The sequence below is a fragment of the Zobellella iuensis genome, from assembly GCF_016746085.1.
GTDB lineage: Bacteria > Pseudomonadota > Gammaproteobacteria > Enterobacterales > Aeromonadaceae > Oceanimonas > Oceanimonas iuensis.
Genome location: NZ_JAERTZ010000015.1, coordinates 39,163 through 64,408, shown reverse-complemented (window position 1 = coordinate 64,408; position 25,246 = coordinate 39,163). Strand labels below are relative to the sequence as shown.

The following is a 25,246-nucleotide window of genomic DNA, read 5'->3' as shown; positions in this document are numbered from 1 at the left end:
CGGCAGGAGCGTCCTTTTTTCAACACGGGAACATCATATGCACACCTTACGCCTGGCGCCCCTGGCGCTGCTGTTTGCCTTTACCCTGGCCGGCTGCTCGGAAGAGCAGGCCGCCAATGAACAGGCCGGCACGGCCACCCTCTCCGGCAACCTCGTCTATCTGCCGCGCATCGCCCTGCCGGACGACGCCCGGGCCAGCGTGCGCCTGGAAGACGTCAGCCTGGCCGACGCCCCCGCCGAGACCCTGGCGGAGCTGAACTTCGCCACCGAAGGCCGGCAGGTACCGCTGCCCTTCAGCCTGGAATACGATGCCGCGGCCATCGACCAGCGCCACCGTTACGCGGTGCGCGGCGAGATCCGCGACGAACAGGGCACCCTGCTGTGGACCACCACCGAGCACCACGGCGTGCTGACCCAGGGCCAGCCCGACGACCATATCGAGATCCGGCTGGAGCAGGTCGAGGCGGCGCCGGCCGGCCCCTCCACCCTGGTGTACCGCTGCACCCCGCAAGACGGCGAGCCCTTCGAGTTCGTGGCCCAGTACCATGACGGCCGGCTCGGCCTCTGGCTGCCGGACAGCTTCGGGCTGCCCTACCAGGAGCTGCCCCAGGTGATCTCCGCCAGCGGCGCCCGCTTCGAAAACGAGCAGGCCCAGGTGTGGAGCAAGGGCAACAGCGCCCTGCTGGAAGTGGGCGAACAGAGCTACGGCGAATGCGTGGAAGACAGGGCCGCCGGCCTGCGGGAAGACGCCCGCCTGCGCGGCGTGACCCTGAGGGCCACCGGCAACGAGCCCGGCTGGGTGCTGGAGGTGAGCGCCGGCCGGCAGATCCGCTTCAACTACAACTACGGCGCCAACCAGCTGCTGCTGCCCAACCCCGAAGCCCTGCCGGACGACGCCGGCTACCGGGCGGCCAGCGCCGATCACCGGCTCGAGGTCAGCGTCCGCCAGGAAGACTGCCAGGACGATATGAGCGGCGAGGCGTTCTCCTACCGGGTCGTGGTCACCCTGGACGGCCAGGATTATCGCGGCTGCGGCAGCAAGCTTAACTGAAGGCTCCGTCACCGGAAGCATGGGCCCCGGCGGGGCCCATTGCCGTCACCTCCCTTTCCGCTGCCCCGGGCAGCTCCCGCTAAAATCAGTTAAGATACTGTCATTACTCATTTTTTGTTGGCGGTCCCCGGCCCGTGATCACCCTTGAGCGCAAAGACGGCTTTTCCCTGAAGATTTCCCGCATCCTGCGGGAGGCCACCGAGCACCGGCTGGATCTCTACCTCTTTATCCCCGGCGAGCTGGGGCTCAACAGCCATGTGGTGCCGGAGGAGGAGTTTTACCATAACGCCATCCACGTCAAGCGCACCTACTTCAGCGACCGCCAGCACCTGCCCCTGGTGCACAGCCGCCTGGCCCGCCGGGGCAAGCTCGGCACCGAGCAGTACCGGCTCAGCCTCAGCCTCTATGCCTACCAGTACGTGGTGGGGCTGGAGCAGTCCTGCCACGAACTGCGCAACGGCAAGGAGGCGGCCGGTCGGGAAGAGGTGGAAGAGGTCATCGCCCTGGCCGAAGACATACTCCGGCGGCTGCGGCGCAACGTGCCGGCGGACGAGACCCTGCTCAAGTACTACGCCAATATCGACAACTACCTGTCCTGGTTCACCGAGCAGCGGCTGCTGTCGCTGGTGGCCCACCTGCCCCGCAACGACGACTACAAGCTGCTCAAACCCCGGCTGCTGGACGCCTGCGGCGCCGAGCGGCGGCACCGGGACACCCTGCAGTACAATTCTCCCCACGGCAGCGAGGCGCTGTCGCGCCTGTCCAACAAGATGCGGCTGTTGCGACGGCTGATCGAATATCCGGTGACGCTCAAGGAAAAAACCCGGGAGCTGGGCGGCGGCGAGCAGAAACTGCTCAAGGCCGGGGTCACCGCCGTGGTGATGACCTCGGTGTCGCTCGCCGCCTTCGAGGTGCGCGAAACCCTGGGCGGCATCTCGCTGATGGTGATCTTCGCCCTGGCCCTGCTCTACGCCCTGCGGGAGATCTTCAAGGAGGATCTGCGCGCCACCCTGTGGCGCTGGCTGCGCAAGGGCCGGCCCAAGTGGCGGCGGCAGTACTTCGACGTGCATGGCAACCAGCTGGTCGGCCGCCAACTGGAATGGTTCGACTACCAGTCGCCTTCCCGGCTGGACGCCGCCATCAAGGACGCCCGCCGGGCCAACGTCAGTCAGCGGGAGGAAGTGATCATGCACTACGGCAGCCACTCGCGCATGCTGCCGACCCGCTTCCTCAGCGGCTACGAGCAGACCCGGGAAGTGCTGCAGCTCGACCTGGCCCTGCTGGCCCGGCTGATGGAAAAGGGCTCCCACCACGTCTACCAGCTCAAGGACAACCAGGTCAGCCGCCAGCCGGTGGAAAAACGCTACCTCATAAACCTGGTCACCCGCGAGGTGCAGGGGCAACTGCCGCCGGTGATCCAGCGCTGGAAAGTGGTGATGAGCCGCTCGAAAATAGTGGAAGTGGAAGAAATCCCCCAGCCGGGCCAGGGCGGCGGTTGAGCGTCCGCGTACGCCCGCCCGAGTGATGGTATACTGGCGCCTTTGCGGCAGCGGGCGGACGGCATGAACGAGAGGGGTCCTGAACACGGCAAGCGGACACGCGGTACCCGGCCTGGCCGGCTGGCCGTGCTGTGGGCGGCCCTGCTCTGGCTGGGCCTGGCCGGGCCGGCCGCCGCCCAGGGTGGGGTGATCCGGGTGGGGGGCGATCTCAACTACCCGCCCTACGAGTTTATCAACGAGCAGGGGGAGCCCGACGGTTACAACACCGAGCTGACCCTGGCCATCGCCGAGGTAATGGGCATGCAGGTGGAGATAGAGCTCGGCCACTGGCAGCAGGTGCGCCGGCGCCTGCTCGACGGCGAGCTGGACGTGCTGCAGGGCGCCGTCTTCTCCCCGGAGCGGGCCCGCTGGTTCGCCTTTTCCCCGCCCCATGCGCTGATCAACCACTCCCTGTTCGCCCGCAAGGGCGAGGCGGCCAATGTCAGCCTGACCGATCTGGCCGGGCGGGAGGTGATAGTGCAACGGGACAGCATCATGCACGAGCAACTCAGCCGGCTGGCCCCCGAGGCCCTGGCCGTGCCGGTCGACACCCACTCCGATGCCCTGCGGCTGCTGGCGTCCGGCCGGCACGACTTCGCCCTGGTGGCCAACCTGCCCGGCCTCTATCTCGGCCGGGAGCTGGAACTGTCCAACCTGGCGCCGGTGGGCCACCCCTTCCCGCCCCACCGCTACGGCTACATGGTGACCAAAGGCAACGAGGCGCTGCTGGCCCGCTTCAGCGAGGGGCTGGCCATCCTCAAGAACACCGGCCGCCAGCAGGCCCTGTACGACAAGTGGCTGGGCCCGTTGGAAAGCCCGGGCCTGCCCTGGCAGAAAATAGGCCAGGCCGCCGCCCTGGTTTCCCTGCTGCTGCTGCTGGGGCTGGCCGCCATCATGATCTGGAACCGGACCCTGCGCCGGGAAGTGGACCGCCGCAGCCGGGAGATGGAGCGCCAGCAGCAGCAGTTGCTGCAGGCCGACAAGATGGCCTCCCTCGGCATACTGGTGTCGGGGGTGGCCCACGAGATCAACAACCCCAGCGGCCTGCTACTGCTCAACCTGCCGGTGCTGAAGGAGGCCTACCAGGATGCGGAGGAGATCCTGGAAGCGCACTACCACGAACACGGCGATTTCTACCTGGGCGGCCTGCCCTACAGCCGCATGCGCGACGAGATCCCGGCCATGCTGGAGGACATGCTCACCAGCGCCGACCGCATCCGCCGCATCGTCGACGACCTGCGCGACTTCGCCCGCCAGGGACCGGGCGAGCTCAACGAAACGGTGGATCTCAACGCCGTGGTGGCCACCGCCATCCGCCTGGTCGACACCAGCATCCGCAAGGCCAGCCAGCGCTTCGAGGTCAGCTACGGCGAGGGGCTGCCGCCGTTTCGCGGCAACGGCCAGCGCATCGAGCAGGTGGTGATCAACCTGATCGTCAACGCCTGCCAGGCGCTCACCGGCCCGGAACAGGGCATCCGGGTGAGCACCCGCTACCAGTCCGGCAGCCAGGAGCTGTGCCTGGAAGTCCAGGACCAGGGCCGGGGCATAGCGCCGGAACACCTGTCCCGGCTGCGGGATCCCTTTTTCACCACCAAACGCGAACAGGGCGGCATCGGCCTGGGCCTGGCCGTGTCCACCGGCATAGTGCAGGAGCACGGCGGCCGGCTGGAATACGACTCCACCCCCGGCCAGGGCACCACCGCCACCCTCACCCTGCCCGCCCTCAAAGGAAACCAGAGTGATCACCAATAACCGCTATCCCAGCTTCGGGGTGCTGCTGGTGGACGACGAAGCCCCCTTCCTGCGCAGCCTGAGCATCGCCCTGGAGCGCCAGGGCATCAACCACCTCTACCGCTGCACCGACAGCCGCGAGGTGATGGCCACCATCACCCGGGAGCCCATCGGCCTGGTGCTGCTCGACCTGACCATGCCGCACCTGTCCGGCGAGGAACTGCTGGCGCGCATCAAGGAGGAGCATCCCGACATCGGTGCCATCATCATCAGCGGCCTGAACCAGCTGGAAACGGCGGTGAACTGCATCCGCCTCGGCGCCTACGACTACTTCGTCAAGACCATGGAGGAAGACCGGCTGATCGGCGGCATCCGCCGCGCCATCCAGACCCAGGAGATGCGCCAGGAAAACCAGGAGATGCGCCGCCGCTTCCTCACCGACACCCTGGAAAAGCCCGAGGTGTTCGCCGATATCGTCACCCAGGACAAGAGCATGAGATCCGTGTTCCAGTACCTGGAGGCCATCGCCGCCAGTCGCCAGCCGGTGCTGATCTGCGGCGAGAGCGGGGTCGGCAAGGAACTGATCGCCCGGGCCATCCACCGCCTCGGTGGTGCCGAGGGGCCCATGGTCAGCGTCAACGTGGCCGGGCTGGACGACAACGTCTTCGCCGACACCCTGTTCGGCCACCACCGCGGCGCCTTTACCGGCGCCGACCGGGCCCGGGCCGGCATGATAGAGCAGGCCGCCGGCGGCACCCTGTTCCTGGACGAGATCGGCGATCTCAGCCAGGCCTCCCAGGTCAAGCTGCTGCGCCTGCTGCAGGAAGGCGAGTACTACCCGCTCGGCAGCGACAGGCCCAAGCGGCTGCGGGCCCGCATCGTGGTGGCGACCCATCAGGATCTGGCCAGGAAGCAGCAGGACGGCGGCTTTCGCAAGGATCTCTACTACCGGCTGCGCATCCACCAGGTGGAGATACCGCCCCTGCGCCGGCGCAAGGGCGATCTGCCCCTGCTGCTGGCCCACTTCCTGGCCGAGGCGGCCGAAGAGCTGGGCAAGGCGGTGCCGACCCTGCCCAGGGAGTTGCCGGTGCTGCTCGCCAACTACGAGTTTCCCGGCAATGTGCGCGAGCTGCGCGCCCTGGTGTTCGACGCCATGAGCCGGCACCGCAGTCATATGCTATCGATGGAGGTATTCCGCCAGGCCCTGGGGCAGGAGGGCCCGGCACAGCAGGACGAGCCGGAGCAACCCCTGTTCGGCCAGCTCGACACCCTGCCCACCCTGCAGCAGGCCGGAGAACTGCTGGTGGCCGAGGCCATGCGCCGGGCCCAGGGCAACCAGTCTTTGGCCGCCCGCCTGCTCGGCATCTCCCAGCCGGCCCTGAGCAAACGGCTGAAGAAAAACACCGGGGAGGACTGACCCTCCCAAACCCCTATAACCAGGGTTAAGGCTATAACCAGGGGATAAGCATTATCCTATTGATAAAAAAGAATTTAATAAAAATACCCTGGCGAGGCATAACCCTGGTTATACCCCTTCCCTCCCCTTGCCAGCGCCAGCCTTCAACGATTTAATCCTTTAGTAACAGTCAGTTAAACAGAAAAATAAAACTTGGCATTCTACTTGCTAATACCTGGGTATGCGGTACTGACCGCCCGCCCCCGGTTTTCCGGTGATGGCGGCCCCAGTTCGGGCATCGACGCCGATGCCGTTCTGCTCTTCCACATCGGATATGGAGAATCCACCTGATGACAACCGACAAGAAAAGACTGTCCCTCACCAGCCGCGTCCTGCTGGGCATGGGCCTGGGCATACTGGCCGGCTTTATCTTCCGCACCCTGCTGGCGGATGTTGCCCTGGTGCACGACTACCTGATCAACGGCCTGCTCCATGTGGGCGGCAAAATCTTTATCGCCAGCCTGAGCATGCTGGTGGTGCCCCTGATCTTCGTGTCCCTGGTGTGCGGCACCAGCTCGCTGAAGGATCTGTCCACCCTGGGCCGCCTGGGCGGCAAAACCCTGGGCTTCTACCTGGCCACCACCGCCATCGCCATCACCCTGGCGCTGCTGATGGGCACCCTGTTCCAGCCCGGCCAGGGCGTGGATCTGACCACCGCCAGCACCTTCGCCGCCCGGGAAGCCCCGTCCCTGGGTGAGGTGTTCATCGGCATGTTCCCCACCAACCCCATCAACTCCATGGCCCAGGGCAACACCCTGCAGATCATCGTGTTCGCGGTGCTGTTCGGCATCGCCGTCAGCCTGGCGGGCAAGCCGGGCGAGCGCATCGCCGCCTTCTTCGGCGACGTGAGCGAAGTGATCATGAAGCTGGTGACCCTGCTGATGAACATCGCCCCCTACGGCGTGTTCTGCCTGATGGCCCAGCTGTTCACCACCCTGGGGCTGGATGCCATCGTCAACCTGGGCGAATACTTCCTGGTGGTGGCCGGTACCCTGCTGCTGCACGCCCTGGTGACCTACGGCCTGATGCTCAAGACCTTTACCGGCCTGAGCCCGCTCACCTTCCTGAAGAAGATGGAAGACGCCATCATGTTCGCCTTTTCCACCGCCTCGTCCAACGCCACCATACCGGTGACCATGGAAACCACCACCCGCCGCATGGGCGTGGAAAACCGGGTTGCTTCCTTCACCGTACCGCTGGGCGCCACCATCAACATGGACGGCACCGCCATCATGCAGGGGGTGGCCACCGCCTTTATCGCCCAGGCCTTCAACATCGACCTGAGCTTCGGCGACTACCTGATGGTGATCCTGACCGCCACCCTGGCTTCCGTCGGCACCGCCGGCGTACCCGGCGTGGGCCTGATCATGCTGGCCATGGTGCTGAACCAGGTCGGCCTGCCGGTGGAAGGCATCGCCCTCATCATCGGGGTCGACCGCCTGCTCGACATGCTCCGCACCGCGGTCAATATCACCGGCGACTCTGTGGTGACCTGCATCGTGGGCAAGAGCGAAGGCGCCATGGACCTGGCCCGCTTCAACGACCCCCATTCCGGCGAGAAGGAAGAACAAATCCGCTTCCCCCGTCGCGACGGCGACACCGCCAGCGAAGCCTCGGCCAGCAAGGCCTGACAGAGCTCCCCGCACAACACCGGCGCCCTAGGGCGCCGGTTTTATTTATGGGCATCAATGCTTGAGACGCACGACCAGCTCGTAGAGTTCGTCGGCCACCGATCTCAGCCCCTTGATGCTGGTTGCGGCTTGCCCCGCCTGCGCCAGGCTTGAATCGGTCAGAGTGGAAATGCTGACCACCTGGCGGTTGATGTCTTCCGCCACATGGGCTTGTTGCTCCACGGCGGCAGCCATCTGCATCGACATGTCGGCAATGTGTCCGACCGAGGAAGAGATACCGGCCAACATCTCTTCGGTTTCCACCACTCGAGCCAGCCCCGCTTCGGCACTGGTTTTACCCCGCTCAGCCACTTGCACGGATGCACCGGCCCGCTGCGCCAGCGCCGCCACTACCTGGTGGATCTCGCCGGTGGAATCCCGGGTACGGCTCGCCAGTTGACGAACCTCGTCCGCCACCACGGCAAAGCCTCTTCCCTGTTCGCCGGCCCGGGCGGCTTCGATGGCGGCATTCAGCGCCAGCAGGTTGGTCTGCTCGGAAATAACCTCGATCATCTGCGCCACCCGCGCAATTTGCGTGCTCTGTTCCGACAACTGCCGCACCGAGCCGCCGATCTCGTCCACTATCTGCTTGAGTTCGGCAATCGCCTCCCGGGTAACCCCGGCCACCGCCCTCCCCTGAGTGGCCAGCTGGTTGGCATTATCGGCCTGAACTGCCGTTTCCTGCACATGGGAAGCAACATCCTTGATGGTCGCGGTCATCTCGTGCATGGCCGTCGCTACCTGCTCGGTTTCCTGTCGCAGGCATTTCATACTTTCACGCGCCTGCTGCGACAACGACAACCCGGCTTGGGAGCGCCCCGCCACCTGTTTCGCGGCATCCTCGATACGGGTGATGATGGTGTTGAGGCGGGCCTTTTCGCTGCGGATGCCGACTTTCAGCCGGCCCAGCATGCCCTGCTCCCGACTATGGGTGCGAACGGTCAGTTCATGGCGAAAGGCATCGCCCAGCAACTCGTCCAACCCCTGCATGGCCTGGTGGTGCCGGTAGCTCACCCAGCCCCCGAAGACCGTCAACGACAGGATCAGCACTGCCAGGGCGGCCGGCGGCTTGCCGCTCAGGAACAGGCCCGCCGCCAGCGCCAGCCCCACGGCCAACACCAGCCAGGGGTGGCCAAGCACATTGGCCCGGCGAGACAGCGGCCCTTTGGCCAGCCGGGCATAGAGCCGCTCGGCACGAAGAACGTCTTCCCGGCAAGGGCTGGAGCGCACCGATTCATACCCGACCACCCTGCCCTGCTCGGTAATGGGAGAAACATAAGCATCCACCCAGTAATAGTCACCGTTCTTGCAGCGGTTCTTCACCATGCCCATCCAGGGGACTCCCGCCCTCAGGTGGTCCCACATCACCCGGAAGGCCTGGGCCGGCATATCCGGGTGGCGCACGATATTATGAGGTTTACCTAGCAACTCATCGCGGCTGAAGCCACTGGCCGCCACAAAGGCATCGTTGCACGCCACTATGCTACCCTGCGTATCGGTAACGGAAATCAGGCGTTCATGCTCGGGGAACAGGCGCTCGCGGGAGCTTATGGGGAAATTCAGTCGCATCGTATTGTCCTGGGTCAAAACCATCTGTTCGGGTGAGATAGCGGCACCCTCTTCGCCGTTGAGCGGCATCACTCACCTCAACAGCGGCTATCCATATCCGGACACCGCCTCAGGCGGGCCCATGTCCGTGTCCGTGTCAGCCCAAGCGCTTTTCCGGGCGAAAGGGCACCACCTCGTGCGGGGAGCAACGTTTGGCAAACCAGGTTTCGAAGTCTTCGGCCGTCATCGGCTTGCCGATAAAGTAGCCCTGGCCCAGGTTGCAGCCCATCTCGAGCAGCATCTGCTGGTGCTGCTCGGTTTCTATCCCCTCAGCCACCACCCTCATGCCGAGCGACTGCCCCAGGCTGATGATGTTCCTGACGATGGCGTAGGCATTGGGATCCTGGTGCATCTTGCCGACGAACATGCGGTCGACCTTGAGTTCACTGAAAGGGATCTGGTAAAGCTGGGTGAAGGACGCGTGGCCGGTGCCAAAATCGTCGAGCGAAAGATCCACCCCCATGATCCGCAGCCGGGTCATGGTTTCCAGCCCCAGCATCAGGTTACCCACCTCGGCCGTTTCCGTCAGCTCCAGGGTCAGCAGGCTGGGATCGAGTTGGTGCTCGGCCAGCAGCCGGCTGGTGATGTCGCACACATCGGTGCGGGAAAACAGCACCGCCGACATGTTGATCGCCATGGTTACCCTGATGCCCGTCGACTGCCAGCGGGCCAGCTGCGACATCGCCATTTCCATCACCCGCCAGGTGATGGGGGCGATGTGACCGTTCATCTCGGCAAAGCGGATGAACTTGTCCGGCGGGATGATGCCCAGATCCGGATCTTTCCAGCGCAGCAGGGCTTCCACCGAGACCGGGGTGGCGGAAGACAGGTCGATCTTCGGCTGGTACATCAGGAAAAAGTGATCATTCTCGAGTGCCGAATTGAGGGAGTCGTTGCTGACCGGGTTGGAAACCCGATCCAGTTGCGCCACCAGGGTGGTCAGATCCGTCAGCTTGAGCGGCTTGGGCAGAAAGCCGATCATGTTGAGGTCACTGGCCTGCCCCACGGTGATCACGCTGTTGGCGGTGCGGACATCGCAGCTGCTGATGATCAGTACGGGCGCGGTCAGCTTGATGCGGTGCAGGTATTGCAGCACCTCCAGCCCGTCCCGCCGGCCTAAATTGAGATCCAGGATCACCAGTTCCACCTTTTCGCTCGCCAGGTGCAGGCTGGCCTCGCCCAGCGACGGGAACAGCTCGACCCTGTGCCCCTTTTTCTCCAGCAACATCCGGGTCAGGGTTCTGATTTCAACGTCGTCGTCGATCACTACGATATTCAGTGCCATAGGGAAAACCTGTATGACTTGATAATAAAGACGAGCCTGGCCAGGTGCGGCCGGCGCTCAGCCGTTTCCGGCGCGTTCCGCCGTGCCGTCAAACCACAGCGCCAGCGACTTTTCCGTTTGCAGCAAAAGCTCATCCAGCTCCTCAAGCAGCCGTTCCAGAGAAAACGCCTGCCGGTGGCCGAGTTCCTCCTCGTAACGCTGCGCCAGCCGACTGATCCCGCTCAGTCCCAGGGTACCGGCGGCGCCTTTCAGCGAGTGCAGCTCGCGGGACAACAGAGGGAAGTCCTCCTCCCCGGCGGCCCGGGTCAGCAGTTGCCGGCGTTCCTCCAGCCGCTCGAAGAACATGGCGATAAGCGCATGGGCACTTTCTTCTCCCAGCTCCCCGGACAAACTCTGCAGCATGTCGCCGTCCAGCAAGGGCGCCATGCCCGGCACATTCGGCCTTGCCGGCGTCGGCCAGGACGCGGAAGGCACCGCCTCCTCTGCGGGGAGCCTGTCTGACGGCACCGCGGTGAGATGGCGAGCCAGCGTGCGGTTCAATACCTGGGGATTGACCGGCTTGCTCAGATAGTCGTCCATTCCCGCCGCCAGGCAGCGCTCCCGTTCCCCGGCCATGACGTTGGCGGTGATGGCGATGATCGGCAACGGCTGACCGCCGAGCTGAAGGCGCAACCGGCGTGTGGTTTCCAGACCGTCCATGCCGGGCATCTGCATGTCCATCAGTACCAGGTCAAAATGCCGTTGCCGGCACAGGGCAAGGGCCTGTTCGCCGCCATCGGCCACCGTGACCTGGTGCCCCTGCTTGCCGAGAATGGCTTTGGCCACTTCCTGGTTGACCGGATTGTCCTCCACCAGCAGCACCCTGGCCGGTGGCGCCGCCGGTTCCTCCGTACTCGCCGCCCGCGCCACTACGCCGTCCGGAGCCACCGCCAACGGCAACTCGAACCAGAAATGGCTGCCCAGGCGGGGTTCGCTGAACAAGCCGATCTCCCCGCCCATCGACTCCACCAGCCGCTTGCAGATGGCCAGCCCCAGGCCGGTGCCACCATGCCGGCGCGAAGAGGATGAATCGGCCTGCATAAAGGGGTGGAACAGCCGTTGCTGCTGGCCGTGCGCAATGCCGCAACCGGTGTCATAGACCGAAAAGCGCAGCAAGCCGGCGGAGGAACTTTCGATCCGCAGGGTAACCCGCCCTGTCTCGGTGAACTTGAACGCATTGGAGAGCAGATTGATCAATACCTGGCGGACCCGATCGACATCGAACAGCAAGCTGTCCGGCACTCCGTTCTCAACGTCGTAGATAAAGTCGACCCGCTCCGCATTGTCCCGGGCGTCGAACAGGGCGGCCAGACCGGCCACCTCGGCACGCAGGGATACCGGACTCGGGTTGATCACCAGTTTGCCCGCCTCCACCTTGGAGTAATCGAGGATGTCGTTGATCAGATGCAGCAGCAATTCGCCGCTGCTTTTGATGGTGGATCCATAGTGACGGCTGCGCTCATCCAGCGGCTGTTCGAGCAGTAGGCTCGACAGGCCGATGATGGCGTTCATCGGGGTCCGGATTTCATGGCTCATGGTGGCCAGGAATTCGGACTTTGCCTTGTTGGCCGAGTTGGCCTGTTCGACCGCCACACTCAGTTGGCCGGTCAGCCGCTCCAGCGCATCCCGTTTCTCGCTGCTGAGTCGGTGCTCCTTGAACAGGTTGCGCAACACCATCACGATGGACAGGCTCATAAACAGCAGTAGGGCGAAGATATAGCCATACAGCCGGATGCTGGTCTCGTATTCCCCGCTTTTCAGCTGGTAGACAAAGCGGTTGGCCTTGAGCAGCAGCATCTCGCTGTCTTTCTGTACCTGGCCCAGGCGCTGCTGTATGCGCCCGATCAGGGCTTCGTCTTCCTCGAAGCCCGAATCCTGCCACTGCAGGAAGTCCTGATCGATCGCCTCTATGGCCGCAGTGATCCCGGCCGCCAGCGCCTGGCCACCATCGACCCGCTCCATCAACCGCGCCACCTGCCCCTGCCTGAAGAGAGCAATTCGGCTGTAGAGGATGTCGAATTGCAGCACCAGATCGTCGGCGGGCAGGTTCTCCCGATCGGTCAACGCCAGCTTGAACTTGGCGAGTTCCCGATCCAGCTGATAGGCCGCCCAGACGCCGTCCTCGATCAAGCGGGACTTGAACTGGTTCTGGTTCCACACCAGCACGCCGCCGATCACCATGACGGTGACGAAACAGATCAGCGCCGCCAGGGCGGAAACTTTGATTCGCAGGGGCAGGGTGCGCATTTATTCGACGACGATCTCTTTGATCTGCCACACCGAGCGGGACAGGATATTTTCGTTCATCAAGGCCGGGTGCTCATCGAAGGGATAGATGATAAACAGGGGGCCGTGCTCCCGCACGCTCAGGGTCTTGCCATCGCGGCTCATCGCCAGTATGACCTCGTAATCGTGAACATCCCGCACCGGCACCTCGGCCTGATAGTCGTTCAGGGCGATCACCCGCAGGGTGCTGCCTTCTGCCCCCACCGCCTCCAGCAGCGCCCGTACCAGAGGGCCGGAGAAGGTCGACGCTTCGTCGTACCAGGGCGTCTTGGTGAGGGTATCGCGCTGGGACAGCGCCAGCAGCATGGTGCGATCGAATTCGGCGGTACCGTCAGTGGTATTGGTGTCGGTAATGGCGCCGGAGACCCTGAGCAACACCGGCCCCCGGGCCGGCTCCAGGGCCAGGGCGGGAATAGAGGAAACCAGCAGCATCAGGCCGGCGGCAAGGGTTTTCAGCATGGGGACGGCTCCGTAAAAACAGGATGGAGCCGTGATTATATAAGCAAGTCCGAAAAAAAAATGTCAACAAATGTGTCCTGGCCCGGCGTCCTGTTCAGCCCTGTTGCTCCAGGCGATAGCCCAGTTGATAAACGGAGCGCAGCTGGAAGCCGAAGTCGCCGTTCAGGCCCAGTTTCTTGCGCAGGCGGGAGACATGAGTGTCCAGGGTACGGGTGCCGATGCTCTCGTCCAGCCCCCATACCGAACGCAGCAACACGTCCCTATGCAGCAATTCACCGATGCGCTGCAGCAGGAGCACGGCCAGATCGAACTCCCGGTTGGTCAGGCGGATGGCCTCGTCGTTGATAAAGAGGCTGCGGGCCTGCAAATCCACTCGGTAGGCCCCCACCCGGTAATGATCCGAGGTTGCCGGCGGCACCACCCGCCGGGCCAGGGCCTGCACCCTGGCCTTCAGTTCACCGGGACGCACCGGCTTGGCGATAAAGTCATTGGCCCCGGCCTCGAAGGCCGACACCAGGCTGGTTTCGTCGTTCCTGGCCGTGATCACCATGGCCAGTACCTGGTGGCCCTGGCGCCGCAACTGCCTCAGCAGATCGATACCGCTGATATCAGGCAGGTTCCAGTCCAGCAGCAGCACGTCCGGTACCGACTGGGCCAGCGAGCGGATAAAGGCGGAGGCATCCCGGTAACCGCTGCACAGATAGTCCGCGCCCAGGCACAAGCGCAGGTAATCGAGCTGATCGGCATCATCCTCCACGATGGCGATCCTGACTGTTCCCTGGTTCGAGCGAGCTTCTTGCACATGACCACCACTGTTGTTAATCGCCGACACACCGGGTGCGGAGCACCATATATCCAATAAAAACAGAAGCTAAGGGAATTCTATCCAAAAGAACAGCAAAATAAGGCAACACTCTTGCCGCATCCTCCATGCTTCCTACATATTGGGATAGCGGGGGCCACCGCCCCCTTCCGGCGCCGTCCAGCTGATGTTGCCGGCCGGATCCTTGATATCGCAGCTCTTGCAGTGCAGGCAGTTCTGGCCGTTGATCTGCAGCCGCTCGCCAGCGGGCCCGGCGACGATTTCATAGACGCCGGCGGGGCAGTAGCGCTGGGCCGGCTCGGCGTACCGGGGCAGGTTGTCGCGCACCGGCAGGGCGGGATCCGCCAGTCGCAGGTGGCAGGGCTGATCCTCCCGGTGACCGACGTTGGCCAGGTGGACGGACGACAGCCTGTCGAAGGACAGCACCCCGTCCGGTCTGGGATAGTCGATTTTGCGGCTGGCGGCGGCCGGCTGCAGCCCCTCGGCGTCGCCCCGGCGGCAGTGCAGGGTAAAGGGCAAGCGGCCGCCGAACAGCGTCTGCTCCGCCCAGTTGAAGGCCCCGCCCGCCCAGGGCCCCAGCCGGCGCAGCGCCGGACCGGCGTTGCGGCCCCGGTACAGCTCGTCGAACAACCAGGAGTCCCGGTAACGGCGTTCGAAGTCGACCAGCTCCCGGCCGCCCTCGTCACCTTCCGCCAGCGCCCGCCCCACCGCTTCCGCCGCCAGCAGGCCCGACTTCATCGCCGTATGGCTGCCCTTGATGCGGGCCACGTCCAGGGTGCCCGCGTCGCAGCCGATCAGCAGGGCCCCCGGCATCGTCATCTGCACCAGTGCATTGAAGCCGCCCTTGGCGATGGCCCGGGCGCCGTAGGCCACCCGCCGGCCGCCCTCCAGTTGAGCCGCCAGCAGCGGGTGGGTCTTGAGCCGCTGGAATTCCTCGAAGGGACTCAGCCAGGGATTGCGATAGTCGAGGTCGACGATCAGGCCCACCACCGCCTGCCCGCCCTCGCCGTGGTAGAGGAAGAAGCCGCCGCCGGCCTCGCCGCCGAGCGGCCAGCCCGCGCCGTGGATCACCCGGCCGGGCCGGTATTTGGCCGGATCCAGCTCCCACAGCTCCTTCAGCCCCAGGCCGTAGTGCTGGGGATCCCGGCCCCGGTCCAGGCCGAAGCGGGCGATCAGCTGCTTGCCCAGATGGCCCCGACAGCCCTCGGCGAACAGGGTATAGCGGGCGCGCAGCTCCATGCCCGGCATAAAGCCGGGCCCGGGCTCGCCGTCCCGGCCCCGGCCCATGTCGCCGGTGACGATGCCGGCCACGGCGCCGTCCTCCCGGTAGAGCACCTCGGCGGCGGCAAAGCCGGGGTAGACTTCCACCCCCAGCGCCTGGGCCTGCTCCGCCAGCCAGCGGCAGAGGTTGCCCAGGCTGACGATATAATGCCCGCCGTTGTGCAGGGACTCCGGCACCAGGGCGGCGGGCAGCCGCCGCGCCCGGTGCGCGTCGCGCAGCAGGTAGAGCTCGTCTTCCGCCACCCGGGTATGCAGCGGCGCCCCCCGCTCGCGCCAGTCCGGGAACAGCTCGTCCAGCGCCCGGCTGTTGAATACCGCCCCCGACAGGATATGGGCGCCCACCTCGGCCCCCTTCTCCACCACGCAGACGCTGATGCCGCGGCCCTCGGCCCTGGCGTCCAGCGCCAGCCGGCAGGCCGCCGCCAGCCCCGCCGGCCCGGCCCCCACCACGACCACATCGAATTCCATAAACTCCCGTTTCATACCGCTCTCCCTGACCCGCCCCCTTACAGCAGCCGTTCCAGCTCGGGCAAGACCTCGAACAGATCCCCCACCAGGCCGTAGTCCGCCACCTGGAAGATGGGCGCCTCCTCGTCCTTGTTGATGGCGACGATCACGCCCGAGTCCTTCATGCCCGCCAGGTGCTGGATGGCACCGGAAATGCCCACGGCGATATACAGCCGGGGCGCCACTATCTTGCCGGTCTGGCCCACCTGCAGATCGTTGGCCACCATGCCCGCGTCCACCGCCGCGCGGGAGGCGCCGACCGCGGCCCCCAGCTGGTCGGCCAGGCGATACAGCAGGTCGAAACTGTCGCGGCTCTGCAGGCCGCGCCCGCCCGCCACCACCACCCGGGCCGCGCCCAGCTCCGGCCGTTCGGACCGGTTCAGCGCCTCGCCGACCACCCGCGACAGGCCGCTATCGGCGGGGCTGTCGATGGCCGTGATGGGGGCGGAGCCCCCCTCTGCCGCCACCGGCTCGAAGGCCGAGGCGCGCACCGTGATCACCTTGACGGCGGCGCCCGAACGCACCGTGGCGATGGCGTTGCCCGCATAGATGGGCCTTTGATAGGTTTCGGCGTCGAGCACGGCGGTGATGTCGGACACGGGATCCACCCCCAGCAGCGCCGCCACCCGCGGCATCAGGTTCTTGCCGTTTGCACTGGCCGGCGCCAGCAGGTGGGAATAGTCCCCGGCCAGCCCGGCGACGAGCGGCGCCAGGTTTTCGGGCAGCGGATGCCGGTGCCAGGGCGCGTCCGCCAGCAGCACCCGGGTCACGCCCGGGATCCCGGCGGCGGCCTCGGCCGCCTCCCGGCAGTCGGCCCCGGCCACCAGCACCTGAATGTCGTCGCCCAGTTGGCGAGCGGCCGCCAGGGTGTTGAGGGTCGCCTCGCCCAGCCGGCGGTGGTTGTGTTCGGCAATAACCAGAATAGCCATCAGATCACCTTTGCTTCGTGTTTGAGTTTGTCGACCAGCTCGGCCACGCTGCCCACCCGGACTCCGGCCCGGCGCGGCGCCGGCGGCTCCACCCTGAGGGTGGTCAGGCCGGATGCCGGCTCGACGCCGAGCCCGGCGGCGGCGAGCACCGCCAGGGGCTTGCTCCTGGCCTTCATGATGTTGGGCAGGGAGGCGTAGCGCGGCTGGTTGAGCCGCAGGTCGGTGGTGATCACCGCCGGCAGGGCCAGCTCCAGGGTCTGCAGGCCGCCGTCCACCTCCCGGGTCACCCGCACCTTGCCGTCGGCGAAGGCCAGGGCCGAGGCGAAGGTGCCCTGGGGCAGGCCGGCCAGGGCGGCGAGCATCTGGCCGGTCTGGTTGTTGTCGGAATCGATGGCCTGCTTGCCCAGCAGCACCAGATCGGGCTTCTCGCGGTCGACCACCGCCTTGAGCAGCCGGGCCAGGGCGAGGCCGCCGAGCTCGGCGTCGGTCTCCACCAGCAGGGCCCGGTCGGCGCCCAGCGCCAGGGCCGCGCGCAGCTGCTCCTGGGCCTGGGCCGGGCCCACCGATACCACCACCACTTCCCGGGCCAGGCCCTGCTCCTTGAGCCGCACCGCCTCTTCCACCGCGATCTCGCAGAAGGGGTTCATGCCCATCTTGACGTTGGCCAGCTCCACGCCCGAGTGATCGGGCCTGACCCGGATCCTGACGTTGTAATCGACGACCCGTTTAACGGTTACCAGTACTTTCATCGCAATACCTCGGTTTCAATCCCAAAAACAGCGGCCGGCCATGCCGGCCCGCGCCATGCCTCAAATCACCGCCTCCGCCCGCAGGCGGCGGATTTCGGCCTCGTCCAGGCCGAGCCGCTCCGCCAGCACCCGGTCGGTGTCGGCCCCGAGCAGGGGCGGCGCGCGCCGGCAGGCCAGCGGGGTGGCGGACAGGCGGATGGGGTTGCCCAGCAGCCGCAGGCCCGGGGCGAGGGGGTGGTCCAGCTCCAGCACCATGCCCCGGTGGCGGAGCTGGGGATCGGCGAACACCTGATCGACGGTGTTGATGGGGCCGCAGGGCACGCCCGCCGCCTCCAGCCGGTGCAGCCAGTCGGCCGTGGTCCGGCCGCGCAGCACTGGCGCCAGCCGGGCGAGCAGTTCCTCCCGGTGCGCCACCCGGCCCCGGTTGCCGGCGTAGCGTTCGTCGCTCGCCAGACCGGGGCAGGCCGCCGCCTCGCAGAAGGCGCGGAACTGGCCGTCGTTGCCCACCGCCAGCAGCAGGTGGCCGTCGGCGGTGGCGAACACCTGGTAGGGCACTATGCTCGGGTGGGCGTTGCCCATGCGCGCCGGTACTTTGCCCCCGACCAGGTAGTTGTTGGCCTGGTAGGACAGCAGGGAGGTGGCCACGTCGAGCAGCGCCAGGTCGATGTGCTGGCCCTCGCCGCTGCGCTCCCGGTGGGCCAGCGCCGCCAGTATGGCCAGGGCGGCGTAGAGGCCGGTGCACAGATCGGTGATCGCCACCCCCGTCTTCATGGGCTCGCCGTCCGCCTCGCCGGTGATGCTCATCAGGCCGCTCATGCCCTGCACCAGCAGGTCGTAGCCGGGCCGGTCGGCGTAGGGGCCGTCCTGGCCGAAGCCGGTGATGGAGCAGTAGACGAGCCGGGGGTTGAGCGCCTTCAGGGCCGGGTAGTCCAGGCCGTAGCGGGCCAGGCCGCCGCGCTTGAAGTTTTCGATGACCACGTCGGAGACGGCCGCCAGCCGGCGCACCAGCGCCTGGCCCTCGGGCCGGGTGAGGTCGATGGTGACCGACGCCTTGCCCCGGTTGGCGCTCAGGTAGTAGGCGCTCTCCGGGGTGGCGGCGCCGTCTTCGTCGGCGAGAAAGGGCGGGCCCCAGCGACGAGTGTCGTCCCCCTCCCCCGGCCGTTCCACCTTGGTCACCTCGGCGCCCAGGTCGGCCAGCAGCTGGCCGGCCAGGGGCCCCGCCAGCACCCGGCTCAGATCCAGTACCTTGAGTCCGTGCAATGCGCTCATCACGCCTCCTTGCCGCCGGCGCTAGAACGCCGCCAGTCCGGTCTGTGCCCGGCCCAGGATCAGGCCGTGAATGTCGTGGGTGCCCTCGTAGGTGTTCACCGTTTCCAGGTTGATCATGTGGCGGATCACCTGGAACTCCTCCGAGATGCCGTTGCCCCCGTGCATGTCCCGGGCCACCCGGGCGATGTCCAGCGCCTTGCCGCAGTTGTTGCGCTTGATCAGGGACACCACCTCCGGCGACCAGCTGTTTTCGTCCATCATGCGCCCCACCCGCAGGGCGGCCTGCAGCCCCAGGGCGATCTCGGTCTGCATGTTGGCGAGCTTCAGCTGCACCAGCTGGGTCGCGGCCAGGGGCCGGCCGAACTGCTTGCGGTCCAGGGTGTACCGGCGCGCCGCCTGCCAGCAGAACTCGGCGGCGCCCATCACTCCCCAGGCGATGCCGTAGCGAGCCTTGTTCAGGCAGCTGAAGGGCCCGCCCAGGCCGCTGGCCCCGGGCAGCAGGTTGGCGTCCGGCACAAAGGCGTCGTCGAGCACCAGCTCGCCGGTGATCGAGGCCCGCAGCGACAACTTGCCCTTGATCGTGGGCGCGCTGAAGCCCTTGGTGCCGCGCTCCACGATAAAGCCCTTGATTTTGCCCTCGTGGGCGTCGGAGCGGGCCCAGACGATCGCCAGATCGGCGATGGGGCTGTTGGTGATCCACATCTTCTGGCCGCTCAGCAGGTAGCCGCCGTCCACCTGGCGGGCCCGGGTCAGCATGGATCCCGGATCCGATCCCGCGTCCGGCTCGGTCAGCCCGAAGCAGCCGATGAGTTCGCCGCTCGCCAGCCGGGGCAGGAAGCGCTGCTTCTGCTCCTCGCTGCCGAAGGTGAAGATGGGGTGCATCACCAGGGAAGACTGCACGCTCATGGCGGAGCGGTAGCCGGAGTCGATCCGCTCCACTTCCCGGGCCACCAGGCCGTAGGCCACGTGGCTGGCACCGGCGCAGCCGTATTCCACCGGCAGGGTGGCGCCGAGCAGGCCCATCTCGCCCATTTCCCGCAGGATCTCGGGATCGAAACTTTCCTCGGCGTAGCCGGCGATCACCCGGGGCGCCAGCCGCTCCTCGCAGTAGTGCCGGGCCGCGTCGCGGATCATCCGCTCCTCGTCGGTCAGCTGTTCATCCAGTAAAAAGGGGTCTTCCCATGTCATGGGTCGCATTGCCGTTCTCCTTGTCTGTCCCTGTTCTGCCCAGCTTGTCGCATTTATCGCCAGACTAAAAAGATATAATTGGTATACGAGAGTTAACAATTTGATCTGGCTCGCCATGGATTTGAGGCAACTGCGTTATTTCGTGACCATAGTGGAATCGGGCTCCTTCTCCCGGGCGGCGGAGCTGCTGTACGTGGCCCAGCCGGCCCTGAGCCGGCATGTGCGGGAGCTGGAGGAAGAGTTCGGCTGCGCCCTGCTGGTCCGCTCGGCGCGGGGCATCTGCCCCACCGACAGCGGCCGGCACCTGGTGCGGCGCGCCAAGGCGCTGCTGGCCGAGGCCGCCGGGCTGCGCGACGAGGTACGCGGCATCGAGGCCAACCCCTCCGGGCCCGTGGTGGTCGGCATTCCCACCTCGCTCGGCCCCCTGCTCAGCGTGCCGCTGGCGCTGCAGGTGCGCCAGCGGCTGCCCGAGGTACAGCTGCGGCTGACCGAAGGGCTCTCGGGCCATATGCAGGAATGGCTGCAGGACGACAAGCTGGATCTCGGCCTGCTGTTCGACTGCGAGGGGCACCCGGGCCTGGCCGCCGAGGAGGTCGCCCGGGAGCGGCTGCGGCTGATCTTCCCGCCCGGCGACGACCGCTTCGCCGGGCGCGACCGCCTGCCCCTGGCCGAACTGCTGGCGCTGCCGCTGATCCTGCCGGGCCGCCCGCACCGCCTGCGGGAAGAACTGGAAAGCGCGGCCCTGCTGCTGCACCGCCCGTTGCGGGTGGTGCTGGAAATGGACGCCCTGGACCAGATCAAGGCCCTGGTCGAGGCCGGTGCCGGCTACTCGGTGCTGTCCCGGCGGGTGGCCGACGCGCCCCGCCCCCTGCCCTCGCTGCCGATCACCGAGCCGGAAATAGAACGCCGCATCTACCTGGCCCATGCCCGCCACAAGCCCCTGAGCGTGGCGGCCCGGGCGGTGCGGGCACTGCTGCTGGCGCTGATTGGCGAGATCCGGGACAGCGGCGACTGGTATTAGCCGCGGCGACACGGCCATAACCGGTCATGGGCCCGATAAGGCGCTAACCTTATCGGAGTGGTGACAAGGCACCCTGTCCAACCCTTTTCCGGAGGTTCCATGAGCAATATCCAATGGTCGGCGAGCTTCGGCTCTTCCCGCGACTGCCCGCTGGTGGAGGGCGAGCGCCAGATACAGCGCATAGCGCCGCGCCTCGCCGACGTGGGCGGCATCCCCGTGGCCCGCGCCGTCCCGTCCAAACAACGGCGGCTGATCGGCGCCTGGTGTTTTCTCGATCACGCCGGCCCCGCCGACTTCGCCCCGGGCGAGCCCGGCATGCGGGTGGGGCCCCATCCGCACATCGGCCTGCAGACCTTTACCTGGATGCTGGAAGGCGAGGTGCTGCACCGGGACAGCCTGGGCCACCGGCAGGTGATCCGCCCCGGCCAGGTCAACCTGATGACCGCCGGCCACGGCATCGCCCACACCGAGGAATCGGTGCCCGGCCAGGGCCGGCTGCACGCCGCCCAGTTGTGGATTGCCCTGCCCGAGGCCGACAAGGACACCCCGCCCCGTTTCGATCACTACCCCAGGCTGCCCGCCTGGTCGCAGGGCGGCGTCGACTTCACCCTGCTGGTGGGCGACTACCTGAGCCACAAGGCCCCCACCCTCAGCTTCTCGCCCCTGCTGGGCATGGATCTGCACAGCCCCCGGGGGGCGGAGCTGAGCCTTCCCCTGCGCCCGAAGTTCGAATACGGCCTGTTCGTGCTGGAAGGCCAGCTGGCGCTTGGCGCAGAACACTTTGCGGAGAACGAGCTGGCCTACCTGGGCCTGCACCGGGAACAGCTCACCCTGACCCTGGCCCCCGGCGCCCGGGTGCTGCTGGTGGGCGGCGAGCCGCTGGACGAGGACATCTACATCTGGTGGAACTTCGTCGGCCACAGCAGGGACGACATCGCCCGGGCCCTGGCCGACTGGAACGCCGGCACTGAACGCTTCGGTGTGGTGCAGGGCTACGACGGCGAGCCATTGCAGGCGCCACCGCTGCCCTGAGGCTGGAGGACGGCATAAGTGGTTCGGTCGAATAAATTCGGCCCTACCACGAAAGCCCATCTGTTATGCGGAACCAACCCCTCAACCCGCCGTTGCGGCCGGCTCAGCCGGCCCGCCGTTTCGGCTCCTGGTGGCAGCAGGCCCGGTTGCGGCCATGGCGCTTGGCCTGGTAAAGCGCCCGGTCCGCCAGCTCGACCAGGGTGTCCATCGCCATCTCCTGCCCGGGCGCCAGGGTGACGGCGCCCACGCTCAGGGTCTGGCGGTCGGAGATGGGGGAAAAACCGTGGGGAATCGCCAGGGTGCGGCAGCGGGCCAGAATATCCTGGCCCAGCTTGTGTTCTTCCCCCGGGATCAGGTTGGAGAACAGCAGCATGAACTCGTCGCCGCCGTAGCGTCCGACCACCCCCTGGTATTCCCCGGCCAGCTCAGCCAGCATGCCGGCAACCGCCTGCAACATGCGGTCACCGGCCGGATGGCCGTAGTTGTCGTTGTATTCCTTGAAATAATCCACGTCCACCAGCAGCAGGGTCACGCCGTGATGGTGCGCCCGCGCCAGCCGCCACTGCCGCTCCAGCAGCCGCCAGATCCCGCGCCGGTTCCAGATGCCGGTCAGGGTATCCCTGTAGGCCTGGAGGGCTTCGCCCCGGGCCTGTTTCTCGGCCCTGATGCTGCTTTTCAACTGGAACAGCTGGAACAGCAGCACGCCCCCGCTCAGCAGCAGGGGCAGCAGCAACACCGACTCGTACAGCAGCAGGGTCCGGCGGTGGCTGCCGTAGTCGTAGTCCACCCCCAGCATGCCCAGGAAATCGCCGTCACTCAGGTACAGGGGGGCATAGGCGGTGAGGTACTTGCCCCAGCGATCCTCGCTGGCGAGCCAGCCGGGCTGGCGCCCGGCAAACAGCGCCCGGTTCCGCTCGCCGAGCAGGCCGTACCTCTCCTTCTCCGGGAAGAGCCGCACCTGCCACGCCGCCTCCTCCTCGGTCACGGCGTCGAGCAGATAGAGGATATCGAGCGGGGTGCCGGCGGCGGCATTGAACACCTTTTCCTCGCCCGGCTCCACCCGGAACGGCGCCGCCGGCCCCAGATCCACTTCCACATAGATGTAACGGATATCGGCCAGCGCCATCAGCTCGCGGGCATCCCGCTCGAATTCCCGGTTCAGCGGATGCTGCTGCAAGGAGGCATAATCCAGGGGCAGCAGCTCCGCCACCTGCTCCCGGCCCAGTACCAGCTGGCGTGCCATACCCGCCGCCAGCGCCATCATGCTCTCCCCCAGGCTGCGTTCGAACTCATGCCGCACCAGCGGCCGGCCCCACACCAGGATCAGGAATACGCACAGCAGCCACAGCCAGAACGGCCACCAGGCTCTTTTCATCGGCTCCGTCTTGATCACCCTGAACAACATCCCCAGTTCCGCATCCTGCCCTCCTCCCTTCAAGGGCCCCCGGCCCTATTGCCGCCCGGCACCATGACAAGGCGGGGGATGATAATACGAACCCCAGCGCAGAACCTTGTCCCACCTCAGATAAATCACACCACAGCTCCGCTTTCATGGGTCTCGGCCATTGCCCTGCGCGGCCGAAACGAGGATGATGAGGCAACCCGCTGATTTTTGAGGAAAGGAATGGATTCAGCCTCAAACCTAGGCCACGGCCGTGGCATAGGCCATAAAATAAGATTCTTTTGGAGCCTTTTTTTGGGCCTGCCGATCTGGTTCAGCCTGGCAACCCCTGTGCTGGCCAGCGAACACCCGGTTGAACTGAGCGCGTCCGAGCGCGCCTACCTCAACGCCCACCCCGGCGTTTCCCTCTGTGTGGATCCGGACTGGTTTCCGTTCGAGGCTATCGACAAGCACGGCCAGCATGTGGGCATCGCCGCCGATCTGATCGCCATGGTGGCGGCCAACACCGGGCTGCAGGTCCGGCTGCATCCCACCCAGACCTGGGAGGAAAGCCTGATCGCCTCCCGGGCCGGCGACTGCCTGGCCCTGAGCTTTCTCAACCAGACCCCGGAGCGGGAGCAGTGGCTGATCTTTACCGAGCCGCTGCTGGAAGATCCGAACGTGCTGATCACCCGGGAGGAGCATCCCTTTATCTCGGACGTATCCAGCCTCACCGGCAAGACCATAGCCCTGCCCTACGGCACCGCCATGGCCGAGTTTTTCGCCCGCGACTTCCCCCATATCGAGATCATCTATACCGACTCGGAAAGCGAAGCGCTGCGGCTGGTGTCGGAGCGCAAGGTGGACATGACCCTGCGCTCGCTGATCATGGCGGCCCATACCATCAAGAACGAAGGCTGGTTCAACCTCAAGGTGTCCGGCCAGATCCCGGGCTACAACAACCGGCTGCGCATGGGGGTGCTCAAGTCGGAGCAGACCCTGCGCGACATCCTCGACAAAGGCATAGCCACCCTGACCCCCGAGCAGCGCCAACAGATCATGGGGCGGCACACCGCCATGAACATGGTGTCGCAGGTGGTGACCGACTACACCCTGGTCTATGCCCTGGGCGGCACCCTGACCGCCGTGCTCGCCACCAGCCTGTTCTGGATGCGTCGGCTGAACGGCCTCAACCGGCAATTGAAGATACTGGCGCAAACGGATCAGCTCACCGGGCTACCCAACCGCCACGCCCTCAACGACATCTTCCACAAGGAGCTGAGCCTGGCCCAGCGCTACCGGCGGCCACTGGCGGTGATCATGCTCGACCTGGACCACTTCAAGCACATCAACGACGAGCAGGGCCACCTGACCGGCGACAAGGTGCTGGTGGATTTCAGCCGCCTGCTGCGGCATAACCTGCGGGAAGCCGACAGCCTGTGCCGCTGGGGCGGCGAGGAATTCATGCTGCTCTGCCCGGAAACCGATGCCGGCCAGGCCCAGGAGCTGGCCGAACGGCTGCTGGCCGCGGCCCGTGGCCATGCCTTTCCCGGCACCGGCAGGGTCACGGCGAGCGCCGGCATCAGCACCGCCACCCCGGCGGACAGCGTCGAAACCCTGGTGCAGCGGGCGGACGCCGCCCTCTACCAGGCCAAGGCCGAAGGACGGGACCGGGCCTGCCTGCGGGTTCACGACGCCGCGGCCTGAGCCGGGGCGGCAATAGCCACACAAACCGTGCATAAAAATGCCCTGAATTTGCTTAAGTCACCATCAATTAGTCGAACCAGTCGACAGAATTCGCGCAACCCCCTTAAGTCTTGTGCGCGAACGTCATACAATGCCTGCCGGAAATTCAATCCAGCGGCGTTGGCCGGCGGCCGGCACCCACCACAAGTGGACGCCACGCCGAGCCGTTGATCCCCCATCTATCAAGCAGGGAAATA

General features: G+C 66.2%; 19 protein-coding genes. 8 read left to right on the top strand and 11 right to left on the bottom strand.

The window, feature by feature from the left end:
- Positions 1-37: 37 nt before the first annotated feature.
- From JKV55_RS06540 to JKV55_RS06520, 5 genes are all read left to right on the top strand, one after another.
- Positions 38-1,051, top strand: coding sequence for a YbaY family lipoprotein (locus JKV55_RS06540; RefSeq protein ID WP_202083422.1), 1,014 nt, complete (start codon positions 38-40; stop codon positions 1,049-1,051).
- Between the two features lie 134 nt (positions 1,052-1,185).
- Positions 1,186-2,550, top strand: coding sequence for a hypothetical protein (locus JKV55_RS06535; protein WP_202083420.1), 1,365 nt, complete (start codon positions 1,186-1,188; stop codon positions 2,548-2,550).
- A gap of 63 nt (positions 2,551-2,613) precedes the next feature.
- Entirely contained in the window at positions 2,614-4,341 is a 1,728-nt protein-coding gene (locus JKV55_RS06530; RefSeq protein WP_202083418.1) for a transporter substrate-binding domain-containing protein, read from the top strand.
- Positions 4,328-5,737 carry a sigma-54-dependent transcriptional regulator gene (locus tag JKV55_RS06525; protein WP_202083416.1) on the top strand — a complete coding sequence of 470 codons (1,410 nt, stop codon included), beginning with the start codon at positions 4,328-4,330 and terminating at the stop codon, positions 5,735-5,737. Before JKV55_RS06530 ends, JKV55_RS06525 begins: the two co-directional genes overlap by 14 nt.
- A 329-nt stretch (positions 5,738-6,066) precedes the next feature.
- On the top strand, positions 6,067-7,407 hold the full coding sequence (locus JKV55_RS06520; RefSeq protein WP_202083414.1) for a dicarboxylate/amino acid:cation symporter: 1,341 nt from the start codon (positions 6,067-6,069) through the stop codon (positions 7,405-7,407).
- A gap of 54 nt (positions 7,408-7,461) precedes the next feature.
- On the opposite strand, the gene JKV55_RS06515 is transcribed toward JKV55_RS06520, so the two are convergent.
- The 10 genes from JKV55_RS06515 to JKV55_RS06470 all read right to left on the bottom strand — a co-directional run bounded on the left by JKV55_RS06515 (position 7,462) and on the right by JKV55_RS06470 (position 19,878).
- Positions 7,462-9,015 (bottom strand): methyl-accepting chemotaxis protein, encoded by a 1,554-nt coding sequence (locus JKV55_RS06515; protein ID WP_202083413.1) that lies wholly within the window; start codon positions 9,013-9,015, stop codon positions 7,462-7,464.
- A 136-nt stretch (positions 9,016-9,151) separates the two neighbouring features.
- A complete protein-coding gene (locus JKV55_RS06510; protein WP_202083412.1) occupies positions 9,152-10,339 on the bottom strand; it encodes an EAL domain-containing response regulator in 1,188 nt (395 codons plus the stop codon).
- Between the two features lie 57 nt (positions 10,340-10,396).
- On the bottom strand, positions 10,397-12,625 hold the full coding sequence (locus tag JKV55_RS06505; protein WP_202083410.1) for a response regulator: 2,229 nt from the start codon (positions 12,623-12,625) through the stop codon (positions 10,397-10,399).
- Positions 12,626-13,123, bottom strand: a complete 498-nt coding sequence (locus JKV55_RS06500; protein ID WP_202083408.1) for a putative pterin-binding protein — start codon at positions 13,121-13,123, stop codon at positions 12,626-12,628. It lies immediately after the preceding gene.
- A 94-nt stretch (positions 13,124-13,217) separates the two neighbouring features.
- Positions 13,218-13,880 carry a response regulator transcription factor gene (locus JKV55_RS06495; RefSeq protein ID WP_202083406.1) on the bottom strand — a complete coding sequence of 221 codons (663 nt, stop codon included), beginning with the start codon at positions 13,878-13,880 and terminating at the stop codon, positions 13,218-13,220.
- Positions 13,881-14,060: 180 nt separating this feature from the next.
- Entirely contained in the window at positions 14,061-15,710 is a 1,650-nt protein-coding gene (locus tag JKV55_RS06490; protein WP_202083404.1) for an electron transfer flavoprotein-ubiquinone oxidoreductase, read from the bottom strand.
- Between the two features lie 23 nt (positions 15,711-15,733).
- Entirely contained in the window at positions 15,734-16,663 is a 930-nt protein-coding gene (locus JKV55_RS06485) for an electron transfer flavoprotein subunit alpha/FixB family protein (protein WP_202083402.1), read from the bottom strand.
- On the bottom strand, positions 16,663-17,412 hold the full coding sequence (locus tag JKV55_RS06480; protein WP_202083401.1) for an electron transfer flavoprotein subunit beta/FixA family protein: 750 nt from the start codon (positions 17,410-17,412) through the stop codon (positions 16,663-16,665). The genes JKV55_RS06485 and JKV55_RS06480 overlap by 1 nt, the downstream gene beginning before the upstream one ends.
- A gap of 60 nt (positions 17,413-17,472) precedes the next feature.
- Positions 17,473-18,681, bottom strand: coding sequence for a CaiB/BaiF CoA transferase family protein (locus tag JKV55_RS06475; RefSeq protein ID WP_202083399.1), 1,209 nt, complete (start codon positions 18,679-18,681; stop codon positions 17,473-17,475).
- Between the two features lie 21 nt (positions 18,682-18,702).
- Positions 18,703-19,878, bottom strand: coding sequence for an acyl-CoA dehydrogenase (locus JKV55_RS06470; RefSeq protein WP_202083397.1), 1,176 nt, complete (start codon positions 19,876-19,878; stop codon positions 18,703-18,705).
- 106 nt (positions 19,879-19,984) lie between these two features.
- Here JKV55_RS06470 and JKV55_RS06465 point away from each other — a divergent pair, with 106 nt between their 5' ends.
- On the top strand, positions 19,985-20,890 hold the full coding sequence (locus JKV55_RS06465) for a LysR family transcriptional regulator (protein ID WP_202083395.1): 906 nt from the start codon (positions 19,985-19,987) through the stop codon (positions 20,888-20,890).
- Positions 20,891-20,989: 99 nt separating this feature from the next.
- The gene (locus JKV55_RS06460) at positions 20,990-21,922 is read left to right on the top strand and encodes a pirin family protein (protein WP_202083393.1); all 933 of its coding nucleotides are present in this window, start codon (positions 20,990-20,992) and stop codon (positions 21,920-21,922) included.
- Positions 21,923-22,025: 103 nt separating this feature from the next.
- On the opposite strand, the gene JKV55_RS06455 is transcribed toward JKV55_RS06460, so the two are convergent.
- A complete protein-coding gene (locus JKV55_RS06455) occupies positions 22,026-23,297 on the bottom strand; it encodes a GGDEF domain-containing protein (protein ID WP_202083391.1) in 1,272 nt (423 codons plus the stop codon).
- A 321-nt stretch (positions 23,298-23,618) separates the two neighbouring features.
- On the opposite strand from JKV55_RS06455, the gene JKV55_RS06450 reads away from it, so the two are divergent.
- Positions 23,619-25,010, top strand: coding sequence for a diguanylate cyclase (locus JKV55_RS06450; RefSeq protein WP_202083389.1), 1,392 nt, complete (start codon positions 23,619-23,621; stop codon positions 25,008-25,010).
- The last annotated feature ends 236 nt before the right edge of the window (positions 25,011-25,246 follow it).